This is a genomic window from Photobacterium sp. GB-56 (assembly GCF_003026105.1).
Taxonomy (GTDB): Bacteria; Pseudomonadota; Gammaproteobacteria; order Enterobacterales; family Vibrionaceae; genus Photobacterium.
Genome location: NZ_PYNW01000010.1, coordinates 60,185 through 72,946 on the forward strand (window position 1 = coordinate 60,185; position 12,762 = coordinate 72,946).

The 12,762-nt window shown below is 42.4% G+C and carries 14 protein-coding genes; 11 read left to right on the forward strand and 3 right to left on the reverse strand.

Annotation, left to right across the window (positions count from 1 at the left end; translation table 11 throughout):
• Positions 1–79: 79 nt before the first annotated feature.
• The 6 genes from cytR to rraA all read left to right on the forward strand — a co-directional run bounded on the left by cytR (position 80) and on the right by rraA (position 5,697).
• Complete coding sequence (gene cytR / locus C9J42_RS14150; protein ID WP_289844205.1) at positions 80–1,102, forward strand: DNA-binding transcriptional regulator CytR; 1,023 nt, start codon at positions 80–82, stop codon at positions 1,100–1,102.
• Between the two features lie 159 nt (positions 1,103–1,261).
• Positions 1,262–1,996, forward strand: coding sequence for an SPOR domain-containing protein (locus C9J42_RS14155; RefSeq protein ID WP_107287697.1), 735 nt, complete (start codon positions 1,262–1,264; stop codon positions 1,994–1,996).
• Positions 1,997–2,178: 182 nt separating this feature from the next.
• Positions 2,179–2,706: an ATP-dependent protease subunit HslV gene (hslV, locus tag C9J42_RS14160; protein ID WP_005371875.1), complete on the forward strand. Its 528-nt coding sequence runs from the start codon at positions 2,179–2,181 to the stop codon at positions 2,704–2,706.
• A 10-nt stretch (positions 2,707–2,716) separates the two neighbouring features.
• Complete coding sequence (hslU, locus tag C9J42_RS14165) at positions 2,717–4,048, forward strand: HslU--HslV peptidase ATPase subunit (protein ID WP_107207479.1); 1,332 nt, start codon at positions 2,717–2,719, stop codon at positions 4,046–4,048.
• Between the two features lie 134 nt (positions 4,049–4,182).
• Positions 4,183–5,091: a 1,4-dihydroxy-2-naphthoate polyprenyltransferase gene (locus C9J42_RS14170; protein WP_107260625.1), complete on the forward strand. Its 909-nt coding sequence runs from the start codon at positions 4,183–4,185 to the stop codon at positions 5,089–5,091.
• A gap of 120 nt (positions 5,092–5,211) precedes the next feature.
• Positions 5,212–5,697, forward strand: coding sequence for a ribonuclease E activity regulator RraA (gene rraA / locus C9J42_RS14175; protein WP_107207477.1), 486 nt, complete (start codon positions 5,212–5,214; stop codon positions 5,695–5,697).
• A 100-nt stretch (positions 5,698–5,797) separates the two neighbouring features.
• Here rraA and zapB read toward each other — a convergent pair whose 3' ends face one another.
• Complete coding sequence (zapB, locus tag C9J42_RS14180; RefSeq protein ID WP_107207476.1) at positions 5,798–6,040, reverse strand: cell division protein ZapB; 243 nt, start codon at positions 6,038–6,040, stop codon at positions 5,798–5,800.
• Between the two features lie 609 nt (positions 6,041–6,649).
• Here zapB and glpX point away from each other — a divergent pair.
• The 5 genes from glpX (at position 6,650) to tpiA (ending at position 10,626) form a co-directional block, all read left to right on the forward strand.
• On the forward strand, positions 6,650–7,657 hold the full coding sequence (glpX, locus tag C9J42_RS14185) for a class II fructose-bisphosphatase (protein ID WP_107247089.1): 1,008 nt from the start codon (positions 6,650–6,652) through the stop codon (positions 7,655–7,657).
• A gap of 161 nt (positions 7,658–7,818) precedes the next feature.
• Positions 7,819–8,433: a metalloregulator ArsR/SmtB family transcription factor gene (locus C9J42_RS14190; protein ID WP_107207474.1), complete on the forward strand. Its 615-nt coding sequence runs from the start codon at positions 7,819–7,821 to the stop codon at positions 8,431–8,433.
• A 15-nt stretch (positions 8,434–8,448) separates the two neighbouring features.
• Complete coding sequence (locus C9J42_RS14195; protein WP_107207473.1) at positions 8,449–9,192, forward strand: ferredoxin--NADP reductase; 744 nt, start codon at positions 8,449–8,451, stop codon at positions 9,190–9,192.
• 38 nt (positions 9,193–9,230) lie between these two features.
• Complete coding sequence (locus C9J42_RS14200) at positions 9,231–9,671, forward strand: DUF3135 domain-containing protein (RefSeq protein WP_233217672.1); 441 nt, start codon at positions 9,231–9,233, stop codon at positions 9,669–9,671.
• Between the two features lie 184 nt (positions 9,672–9,855).
• On the forward strand, positions 9,856–10,626 hold the full coding sequence (gene tpiA, locus C9J42_RS14205) for a triose-phosphate isomerase (protein ID WP_105061127.1): 771 nt from the start codon (positions 9,856–9,858) through the stop codon (positions 10,624–10,626).
• A gap of 144 nt (positions 10,627–10,770) precedes the next feature.
• On the opposite strand, the gene pfkA is transcribed toward tpiA, so the two are convergent.
• Both pfkA and C9J42_RS14215 read right to left on the reverse strand, forming a co-directional pair.
• Positions 10,771–11,733, reverse strand: a complete 963-nt coding sequence (pfkA, locus tag C9J42_RS14210) for a 6-phosphofructokinase (RefSeq protein ID WP_107207471.1) — start codon at positions 11,731–11,733, stop codon at positions 10,771–10,773.
• A 470-nt stretch (positions 11,734–12,203) separates the two neighbouring features.
• Positions 12,204–12,671, reverse strand: coding sequence for a Spy/CpxP family protein refolding chaperone (locus C9J42_RS14215; RefSeq protein ID WP_107302086.1), 468 nt, complete (start codon positions 12,669–12,671; stop codon positions 12,204–12,206).
• Between the last annotated feature and the right edge of the window lie 91 nt (positions 12,672–12,762).

Sequence of the window (12,762 nt, forward strand, 5' to 3'; positions counted from 1 at the left end):
CAGTCATTTACTGCTTCGCTGGTTTCCGTCTCAGTCCTTTTGACTTCGAGCCACCAGCCGCATAATAAGAGAGATTTAGATAAAAGAGGAAAGCAATATGGCGACAATGAAGGATGTTGCCCAGCTAGCCGGAGTTTCGACTGCAACGGTTTCCCGTGCGCTAATGAACCCGGAAAAAGTATCGGCTTCAACTCGTAAAAAAGTTGAGCAGGCTGTCATGGAAGCTGGCTACTCACCTAACTCACTTGCCCGTAATTTACGTCGCAATGAGTCAAAAACGATCGTAACTATCGTCCCTGATATTTGTGATCCTTACTTCACAGAGATTATTCGTGGTATCGAAGAAGCTGCAATGGAGTACGGTTACCTTGTATTGCTGGGCGACAGTGGTCAACAGAAAAAGCGTGAAAACTCATTTGTTAATTTAGTCTTTACTAAACAAGCTGATGGTATGTTATTACTGGGTACAGACTTACCTTTTGATGTCAGTAAACCAGAACAGAAGAACCTACCCCCCTTAGTGATGGCTTGTGAGTACGCACCCGAGTTAGAGTTGCCGACCATCCATATTGATAATCTCACCGCGGCATTTGAAGCAGTTAATTATCTAACACAAATGGGTCATAAGCGTATTGCGCAAATTACCGGCCCCGACCAAGCACCATTATCTCAATTCCGAAATCAGGGCTATCAACAAGCACTGCGTCGTGGTGGGATTACATTAAACCCAGCCTATACGGTGAAGGGTGATTTTAGCTTTGCTGCTGGCGCACGCGCAGTTACCGCATTGTTGTCGTTACCTGAGCCACCAACCGCACTGTTCTGTCATTCTGATGTGATGGCGATTGGCGCAATGCAGCAGGCAAAACGTCTTGGTCTTCGTGTTCCTCAAGATATTTCGATTGTTGGCTTTGATGATATTCAATTTGCTGAATATTGTGATCCACCATTAACCACCGTTTCTCAACCACGCTATGAGATTGGTCGTCAAGCAATGTTGATGTTACTTGAACTACTTAAAGGCAAGGAAGTACAAGCAGGATCTCGCTTACTTGATGCGAAACTGGTGATCCGTGAAAGTGCAGCCCCACCATCTCGATAGTCATAAAAAGACTGTGAGCTTATGAAATAATCATAAGTTCACAGTTTTTACATACTATTGACCTTAACCCACACATTAATAGTGATAAAAACTAGTCAGTATCATTCCAACTTTGTAACATAGAACTCTTTCCTTCTCTCAACATATTTGTCTATCATCGTGGCTACTAAAGATTATGTAAAACGCGGACGCTCGCCGAAACCGGCAAATAAAAAAAGCAGTCCGAGTCGAAAAAAAGCCCCCGCCTCTAGTGGATTTCCAATCAAGTGGGCGGTCACCGCTATTGTTTTAGTATTTGGACTTATTACTGGTTTATTCTTCTTATCTGGTACTGATGTTCCTGAAAAACCAGCACATAAAGATGAACCTTTAATTAGTGTAAAACCTCAACCCACTAATGAGGTAAAAAAAACCGCTAATAAAGAAGTTCTACCGCCAAAACCTGAAGAAAAATGGCGTTACATTCAAGAATTAGAAAATAAAAAAGTCATCGTGCCAGACGACTTGAAAAACCAACGTATGCAGCCAGTGGAAACAGAAACTGCAGCTAAAAAAACAGACACACCTAAACCGAAAGAGAACGCTCAAACAGCTAAGCCTGTGGTTACTGTAGACATAAAACCAAGTCCAGCCAAAAATCAGTCCGAGGCGACATCAAGTGTGCGCTTTGTATTGCAGTGTGGTGCTTACCGTAATAAATCACAAGCCGATGAACGTAAAGCAAAAATTGCATTCCAAGGCATGAATAGCCAACTTAAAATTAGCAGTGATGCAAAAGGAACCTGGTACCGTGTCGTATTAGGCCCTTACTCACAAAAAAGCAGTGCTGAAAAAGATAAAGCTAAACTACAAAATGGCGGTGTTTCACCGTGTGGTATTTGGCATTGGCAATAACTCTCCAAGGTTAGCCAAATAATCAGAAGGACGTACCTATGTACGTCCTTTTTTTATGTTAGATAAACGTAATAATAGCGACCAATTGACAGTTCATACTTGAAAAGCCTTTCTTTCATCCCCAGATCTTTTCACATTAACGTTACCGGCTATGCCGGAGCAGAACCAGAGAGGTTAACCCCGTGACAACTATTGTATCTGTACGTCGAAACGGTAAAGTCGTCATTGCTGGTGACGGCCAAGTATCACTTGGTAACACAGTAATGAAAGGCAACGCACGTAAAGTTCGCCGTCTATATAACAATAAAGTACTGGCAGGTTTTGCTGGCGGTACCGCTGATGCATTCACTCTATTTGAACGTTTTGAGCGTAAGCTTGAGATGCACCAAGGCCACCTTCTAAAATCGGCCGTAGAACTTGCCAAAGATTGGCGTACTGATCGCGCTCTGCGTAAGCTTGAAGCCTTGTTGGCCGTTGCCGATGAAACTGGCTCACTCATCATCACTGGTAATGGTGACGTTGTGCAACCAGAGCACGACTTAATTGCGATTGGCTCTGGCGGTAATTTCGCCCAAGCCGCAGCCACAGCATTGCTAGAAAATACCGATTTAGGTGCGCGAGAAATTGCAGAGAAAGCCCTGAATATTGCTGGTGATATTTGTGTGTTCACTAACCACAATCACACCATTGAAGAATTAGAAACTAAGTAAGGAAGTTGTAATGTCTGAAATGACTCCTCGCGAAATCGTTCATGAACTTAATCGCCATATTATCGGTCAAGACAAAGCGAAACGAGCAGTTGCGATTGCACTACGTAACCGCTGGCGTCGTATGCAACTTCCTGAAGAGTTGCGTGTTGAAGTAACGCCAAAAAATATTTTAATGATCGGCCCAACTGGGGTGGGTAAAACCGAGATTGCACGCCGCTTAGCGAAACTAGCTAACGCGCCTTTCATTAAAGTAGAAGCAACAAAATTCACCGAGGTGGGTTATGTTGGTAAAGAAGTCGAAACAATCATTCGCGATCTAACTGATGTAGCAGTAAAAATGACACATCAACAGGCGACTGAGAAAGTCCGTTTCCGTGCTGAAGAATTAGCAGAAGAGCGTATTTTAGATGCCCTTCTACCACCAGCGCGTGATGCTTGGGGTCAAAATGAAGAAGCCCCTGCAGAGTCGTCGACTCGTCAATCTTTCCGTAAAAAATTACGTGAAGGCAAGCTTGACGATAAAGAAATTGAAATGGACATTGCAGCACCTCAGATGGGTGTAGAGATCATGGCGCCTCCTGGTATGGAAGAAATGACCAACCAGCTACAGGGCATGTTCCAAAATCTTGCTGGCAATACCACTAAAAAGCGCAAGATGAAAATCAAAGACGCGCTAAAAGCTGCAACCGAAGAAGAAGCGGCGAAGTTAGTCAACCAAGAAGAGCTTAAAGAACAAGCCATTCATTCGGTTGAAAACAATGGTATCGTGTTCATCGATGAAATCGATAAAATTTGTAAGCGTGGCGAGTCTTCCGGTCCTGATGTTTCTCGTGAAGGTGTGCAGCGTGACTTACTCCCATTAGTCGAAGGCAGCACAGTATCAACCAAACACGGTATGGTTAAAACAGACCACATCCTGTTTGTTGCATCAGGTGCTTTCCAAGTGGCTAAGCCATCAGATTTGATCCCTGAATTGCAAGGTCGTTTACCTATTCGTGTTGAGCTTGAAGCGCTGACAAGTCACGACTTTAAACGAATTCTGACGGAGCCAAATGCATCGCTAACAGAGCAATACAAAGCATTAATGGCAACAGAATCAGTTGAAATCGAATTCACGGCTGACGGTATCGACAGCCTAGCGGATGCGGCATGGCAAGTGAATGAGCGTACTGAGAATATCGGTGCTCGTCGTCTGCATACCGTTATGGAGCGTCTAATGGAAGAAATTTCCTATGATGCAAGCGAAAAGTCTGGTGAGAAATTCACGATTGATGCCGCATATGTTAGCGAGCGTCTTGGTGAATTCGTACAAGATGAAGATTTAAGCCGCTTTATCCTGTAATAACATTGCCTTTCAGAAATAACGGTGCCTTGCGCACCGTTTTTTTCATTTTAGCAACTATTAATGGGATAAATTTGCGCCAATCCAAATTTTCGCCATAATAGCTATTCCCTCATTATTTAAGTACCTAGATTATGAAATCATCTTCATCACTTGCTATTTGGTTAGATGCAGCAAGACCGAAAACCTTGCCACTAGCCATCGCATCAATTGTATGCGGTAGTGCAGTGGCAGGATGGCATGGAAGTTTTTCTGCTTTAATTGCAGCGCTCGCTTTATTAACCGCCCTTTTGCTGCAAATTCTTTCTAACCTTGCTAATGATTACGGTGACGCTGTCAAAGGCACCGATAATGATGATCGTTTAGGACCTCAACGTGCGATTCAATCAGGATTAGTAACCCCGAAAGCCATGCGTACTGCCATGTTTATCAACATTATTCTGACAGCAATCAGTGGCTTATCATTGATATTTTTTGCCTGTCATAATCCCCATGACATCATTGGCTTTATACTACTCGGCGCGCTAGCTATTGTTGCATCTATTGCCTATACCGTGGGTAATAAGCCCTACGGTTACCGTGGCTTAGGTGATTTATCAGTATTAATCTTTTTTGGCTGGTTGGGTGTTGCAGGCACTTACTACCTACAAGCTGGCAACATTGATTCAGTGATAATGTTACCGGCAACGGCCTGTGGTTTGCTCGCAGTGGGCGTTCTTAATATTAATAACCTACGTGATATTGATAACGACCGAGCTTATGGTAAGCAAACTTTGGTCGTACGAATGGGACCTGAATGGGGTCGTAAATACCACCTCTTCTTATTAGCAGCCAGTGTTGTATGTTTAACGCTTTTTTCTCTATTTGAAACAAAATCGCTATTCGGATGGCTATTTTTATTGAGTGTGCCACTACTATTTAAACATGGTCGTGCTGTTTATCATTCTAAAAATGGTGAAGAACTCCGCCCAATGATGGCAACCATGGTCAAATGTGCTTTACTGACGAATTTATTGTTTGCTCTTGGGATCATCTTGTCATAATTGCGAATTGCAATGACAGATCAACTGGTTATAATTTCAACAAGGCTTACGATGAGTATCTCCTCGTTATAAGCCTTATTGATTTCCTTTCTTTTCTTTCGCTAAATAAGAAGTCCACTTATGGAATACAATACCTCTGAACTGTGTGATATCTATCTCGAACACGTTGATGTTGTTGAGCCTATGTTCAGCTCTTACGGTGGACGCAGCTCTTTTGGCGGTCAAATAACCACCATAAAATGTTTTGAAGATAACGGTGTTATTCGCCAAGTCTTAGAACAATCAGGCGTAGGGCGAGTGTTATTAATTGACGGTGGTGGTTCACTACGACGTGCATTAATTGATATCGATTTAGCTCATTTAGCGCAAGAAAATCAATGGGAAGGGCTGATTATTTATGGCTGTGTTCGCCATGTTGATGAGCTTGATGAGTTAGATTTGGGTATCCAAGCCTTAGCCTCTATCCCTGTTGGTGCAGATCAGCGTGATATTGGTGAAGTGGATGTTGCTGTGAACTTTGGTGGCGTGACCTTCTTACCAGAAGATCATATCTATGCTGATAATACAGGGGTTATTTTATCGCCTGAGCCTCTTGATATCGATTAGACATACTGCGAGCAATCAATAAAATTACGGCCCGGTATGCTGTCGTTCCTGAAAACAACATACCAAGCCGAAAACCGAAACAGATAAACTGAAATCAGTATTATTCTACGTGTTCCATTTTGCCTAGTAGGTTGCGTACGCGCTCCTGCCATGCATTATGATCTTGACGTAGTTTTTCATTTTCTTCATTTAGACTTTCACGACCAGAGCGTAGTTCTTGCGCTTCCATCGAAAGTTGAGAGTTTTGCTCTTTTAATTCATCAATTTCCATTTGTAGAATAGAAATTGTATCAATTGCCATCTGAACTTTGGCTTCTAGTTGTTCTAACATTTCTAGAGACATATTGTTTACCTGATCTTAGCCCGTATGTTGGCTTAGTCATTAAGCCAATCACCTACGCGCGAGTTAAATTCACATTCACCTCTATTCTAACGAGGCAGCGACTATCTGACATCCACAATTCTAATGCTTTTGGGCAAACGGATGAAAATCACACAAGTCTGATATAATTTTTGCAAAGTGGATCAAATATTCGCCCACTGAGACAACCAAATACAGCGCGAAGTTCATTTTTAATCGAATCTCAGCTTTATTTGCTCTCTTCCCTGTCAAAAAAACATCAACGAATAAGCTTAACTGTCACCTAACTTACGCTTTCTTATTTATATCCTAATTTGTACACAGTGTTTAGACCCAATACCACCAATATTGCTTTTTTGTCACGATTCATTCATTGATATTCTGTCACTAAAAATAACGCTAATCATTAGCATGACCACATGCAGGATATAATAGTGGCTTGTCATCAAAACCAGAATTTATACACAGCGATTAATACGGGTTATGAACATTGCAATACTGCCCTTTATTTTGCGCAATCGTTTCACCATCCCTTATGTTAAAATCGACTCAGTTTATTTATCTAATCGATTTTATATATCTGGAGTTATCATGAAACGCGATTTAGCAATGGCATTCTCACGGGTTACAGAAGGGGCGGCACTAGCAGGCCATAAATGGCTTGGTCGTGGCGATAAAAATGCTGCTGATAATGCTGCGGTAGAAGTGATGCGTATTCTACTTAATCAAACTGAAATCAATGGCGAAATCGTAATTGGTGAAGGCGAAATTGATGAAGCGCCAATGCTCTACATCGGTGAAAAGGTGGGTTGCGGTGGCGATGCTGTTGATATTGCAGTCGATCCCATTGAAGGAACACGCATGACAGCGATGGGACAAAATAATGCCCTCGCTGTATTAGCCGCGGGTGAAAAAGGAAGCTTTCTAAAGGCGCCTGATATGTACATGGAAAAACTGGTGGTTGGCCCTGCAGCAAAAGGCGTGATTGATCTTGAGAAGCCACTTGTTGATAACTTGACGGCTATTGCTAATGCTCTGGGTAAATCATTGCAAGATTTAGTGGTGATCACCCTTGCCAAGCCTCGCCACGATGAAACGATTAAGCAAATGCAAGCAATCGGTATTCGTGTCTTTGCCGTGCCTGATGGCGATGTGGCGGCGTCTATTCTAACTTGCATGCCAGATAGTGAAGTCGACGTGATGTACTGTATCGGTGGTGCGCCAGAAGGTGTTGTTTCCGCCGCCGCGATCCGTGCATTAGGCGGTGACATGCAGGCGCGTTTACTTCCTCGTCATGAGGTCAAAGGGGATACCGTAGAAAACCGCGAACTCGGTGAAATTGAAATTCGTCGTTGCCACGAAATGGGTATTAAAACCAACACATTATTGCGTATTGAAGATATGGCAAAAAGCGATAACGTGATTTTTGCAGGAACAGGTATAACCAAAGGTGACTTACTAGAAGGCATTCATCGTCAAGGTAATATAGCGACAACGGAAACCTTATTGATCCGTGGTCAATGCCGTACTATTCGTCGTATTAAGTCGACCCATTACCTTGATCGTAAAGATGACATTGTAAAATCGCACATCATCTAATTACGATATTCACATGTAATAAAGCGTACTTCGGTACGCTTTTTTCCCCACCTCTCACTCCTAAGAAGCAAAATCAACGCAACCCGTTAGAATGGTAAAGAGATTGCTTTATTTAATGAGCTGATCCCATAATACCTAGAGAAATGAATATATAGGTAGCTATGAAAACCATCGAGAAAATCCTCTATCACTTAAAAAATGAAGGTCCTGTCACGGCAAAAGTATTGGCTGAAAAGTTCTCCGTTACTACCATGGGAATTCGTCAACACTTACAAAGCTTAGAAGATGAAGGGCTGGTTGATTTTAACGATGTCAAAGTCAAAGTCGGACGTCCTACCCGTCATTGGCAATTAACAGAGCAAGGACATCGTCGTTTTACTGATCGTCATCATGATTTAGCCGTACACATGTTAGAGTCAGTTGAAGATCTGTTCGGAACATCAGGGCTTGAGCAAGTCATCGCAAAACGCGAACAGCAGACTTACGAACAGTATCAACAAACATTACAAACGTGCGAAACACTCAAAGAAAAGCTCGAACACCTCGCTCAATTACGTACACAAGATGGGTATATGGCAGAGCTTATAACAACGCACGATGGTTATACCTTAGTTGAAAATCACTGCCCTATTTGTCGAGCAGCACAACATTGTCCTGCACTATGTCTCTCGGAACTTACGGTATTTAAACGCCTTCTTGGAGAAAACATCCGTATTGAACGTGAAGAACATATCATTTCAGGTCAAAGGCGCTGCACTTATCGAATAACATCATAGAATTAGGAGGCCATAATGGCTGATTGGATTCCTGCTCAAGTTATTGCAAACCGCCACTGGAATAATAATTTATTCAGTTTGTCATTAGCGGCAAACATCGAGCCTTTTAAAGCAGGGCAATTTACCAAGCTCGGCTTAGAGATTGATGGCCAAATGGTCCAACGCGCCTATTCTTTTGTTAACCCTCCCCAGCAGCCAACCATCGATATTTACGCCACAAGGGTTCAAGACGGGTTATTGTCACCACGACTCCACCAACTAGAAGAAGGCGATACAGTCTTGATCTCTGCACGCGCCAATGGCTTTTTTACTCTTGATGAGGTTCCACAAGGCGATCACCTTTGGCTACTTGCAACAGGGACGGCTATCGGTCCTTACCTGTCTATTTTGCAGCAAGGCGATGTCTGGCATCGGTTTAGAAAAATCATCTTAGTTCATGCGGTTCGTTTTGCCGCAGATTTAAGTTATCAAGCAGAAATCACACAATTAAAGCAGCAATATGGCGATCAACTTATCGTCCAGCCTTTTGTCAGCCGAGAACCGTCTCCTCTTTGCCTGACAGGAAGGATCACTCAAGCCCTTGCAGATGGACAACTAGAGCGCCATGTCGGGCTAACATTACATCCAGAGCAAAGCCAAATTATGTTGTGTGGTAACCCTGAAATGGTAAAAGAGACTAAAAGTGTGCTAGAAGCGCGAGGATTTGCTAAAAATTTACGTCGAAAACCGGGACAGATAACTATGGAGCATTACTGGTAGTTATTAACACCCGCTTAGTTGTATCAAATAGGAGATATATGCATAAAGTTGTCACTTTATCTCCTACTAATCTCACCTCTAAGACGCCATACCCGTTATCTTTTCATATACTAAAGGTAGTTGTACGGATGGAGTTGACGATGGATACGCTACCCAATTTTGATGATATGGCAAAAATGGCAAAAGAAGATCCAGAACAATTCGAACAACTACGTCAACAATTAATAGAAGACGCAATAAACCAAGCACATGACAGCATGCAACCACGCCTAAAAGCACAACAAAGTCATATCGATCTGATTATTAGTCGTGGAAAAAACCCACTTCACACCACCATGTTGTTACGAAATGAGTTACAGCGCCAATTAGTTCGCTTTGCCGAAACCCTCCAACACCCCTATAACCAAGAAAATGCTGAGATCACGCCGATTTCATCTCATCCCAAACAATCCGAAAACACAGAGAAAAACTCTTTCTAACGCAGTTTCCTGCAAGAAATTAACTATATTTTGAAATATTTTGAAATTATGAGTTCACTTTTTACCTTGAAAAAGGTACAACCGAGCTCATTAATGATTTTGGACAGTAAAAATGAACCATTCTTGGTATATTTTTACTACATCAAGTTAAGTTAATTACATCATTTAAATTTGGAGAAAAGCTATGCGCCATCCTGTGGTTATGGGTAACTGGAAGCTAAACGGTAGCAAGGAAATGGTCTCTGGCCTTATCAAAGGTCTTGATGCAGCACTTAACGGTGTTGAAGGTGTTGATGTAGCCATCGCTCCACCAGTAATGTACTTGGATCTAGCTGAGCAGCTACTAAGCAAAGCAAACAGCAAAATCATCCTTGGTTCTCAAAACGTTGATCTACACAACAACGGCGCATTCACAGGCGATATCTCTCCTGCAATGCTTAAAGAATTCGGTGCTAGCCATATCATCATCGGTCACTCTGAGCGTCGTGAATACCACAACGAATCAGATGAGTTTGTTGCTCAAAAATTCGCATTCCTAAAAGAAAATGGCCTAACGCCAGTTCTTTGTATTGGTGAGTCAGAAGCACAAAACGAAGCTGGCGAAACAGTAGCTGTATGTGCGCGTCAACTTGACGCAGTTATCAACACTCAAGGTGTTGAAGCACTGAACGGCGCAATCATCGCTTACGAACCAATCTGGGCTATCGGTACAGGTAAAGCAGCAACTGCTGACGATGCACAACGCATCCACGCTGCTATCCGTGCTCACATCGCTGAGAAAAGTGAAGAAGTCGCTAAGAACGTTGTTATCCAATACGGCGGTTCTGTTAAGCCAGAAAACGCAGCTGCATACTTCGCACAACCAGACATCGACGGTGCTCTAGTTGGTGGCGCAGCACTTGATGCTGAAAGCTTTGCAGCTATTGCTAAAGCAGCAGCTGAAGCGAAAAACTAATCATTCTTGTTGATTAGCCTAAGAGGTCACCTACGGGTGGCCTTTTTGTTTTTATCGCAAAAAACCGTCCTTTACCGATTTCAAGGTAATAAAAAAGGCCGATAATAATCGACCTTTTTTCTCTCTTACTGCTCGATAAATCTCTTAAAATAACTTCTCAGCTAACTCATAAAGATCGTTACGAACAGGGCGACGCATATTTTCAATTGCATCGATGATATCGTGGTGAACAAGTTGCTCACACTGAATACCTACACAACGACCACCTTCTCCTTTTTGAAGAAGATCAACTGCATATGCACCCATACGAGAAGCAAGTACACGGTCAAACGCTGTTGGTTGACCGCCACGCTGAATGTGGCCCAATACTGTTGCACGAGTTTCACGACCTGTTTCAGTTTCAATGAACTTAGCCAGTTCATTCACATCAGTCATTAGCTCTGTGATAGCAATAATTGCGTGCTTTTTACCTTTAGCAATACCTTCACGGATATGCGTTAGTAATTTTTCTTTATCTAGACCAGTTTCAGGTGTGATGATGTACTCACAACCACCAGCAATCGCAGACATTAGGGTTAAGTCACCACAATGACGACCCATCACTTCTACAATAGAGATACGTTGGTGTGAAGATGATGTATCACGTAAACGGTCAATTGCATCGATAACCGTATTCATTGCTGTCATGTAACCGATAGTGTAATCAGTACCTGCAACGTCATTATCGATAGTGCCAGGAAGACCGATACATGGGTAACCCATCTCAGTTAACTTCTTCGCGCCCATGTATGAACCGTCACCACCAATAACTACTAATGCATCAATGCCATGCAGTTTTAGGTTCTCAATCGCTTTTTCACGCACTTCCACTTCTCGGAATTCAGGAAAACGCGCAGAGCCTAGGAATGTACCGCCTTTGTTGATCACATCAGATACACTTTTACGATCTAGCTTTTCGATACAGTTGTTATAAAGACCTTGGTAGCCATCATAAATACCGTACACTTCTAGACCTTCAGTTAACGCTGCTCGAACTACGCCGCGAACCGCTGCATTCATACCAGGTGCGTCACCACCACTGGTCAAAACACCAATCTTCTTAATCATGGTTACCCTCTGACTTTGGGAATTGAAAATCAAATCCGACACGATTATACCGAGGTTCCCCTGCTCGATATCACAGCAACAGCCGTGCTGTGCGTGTAAAAACTGAAACTTTTCTACTTACGTGGGAGTATTACAAGTTTGCAAAAATATTTAGTTGATTCATATCACGCAAGGTCGGGATTCAATCAAGCTTCTTTTTACACGAAAATTAGCCTTATCTCTTTCGTTTTAAGCTGACGTTGCTACATAATCAGCCCGATTTTTCGTGTACTTGATGATCCATATGCCTATGGTGTGTTCAATATCACGCAGTATAGCCGTTTTATGATGACAATTAATAACAAAACCTACGAGAAAATACGATCATCGAGGTGATTTTTTTATGAGGGCTCTAACTCCTGAGTAAAAAATCAAAAAAAAGCCACAACAGAAGTTATGGCTTTCTTTTTTTGTCTTTATTACTCAAACACTCAGTGTGTTTTTTTCTCAAGTTTCATAAATCGCTTTTCGGCATGCTGTTGCTTTAATTCCACATATTTTGCTTTTTGCTCTGGGGTCAAAATATTCAACATTTGATGGCGCTGTTTTAATCGCTCAACACGGTGCTCGGCTTGTTTCTCTGACATACGATCGACCAATTGACGTACCGCTTGCTCATCAAAATTATCTGCCAGTACTAATTTATCGAGTGCTTTGTGATCTGTTTGCATTTCAGTGCGATTAGCCTGTCGCTCCGCTTTCATCGCTTCACGATCTTTCTCTCGTAAGGTTTTCATTTCGGCTTTTTGTGTATCAGTCAACTCTAGCTGTTTAAACAGGCCACGCTCACCATGATGCCCTTTCATACCATGTGAGTTCGGAGCAGCCATTACTGACATCGAACCTAATATCATTGGTACTGCAATCGCCATCATCATTGTTTTTTTGAACATTTTCATGCTTGTATCTCCAACTATTTGGGTGCGGCAACCTGTGCCATTGTGCTTGGTAATCATAATAACGGATCACAAGTAAAGCGTTGTCGAGTAA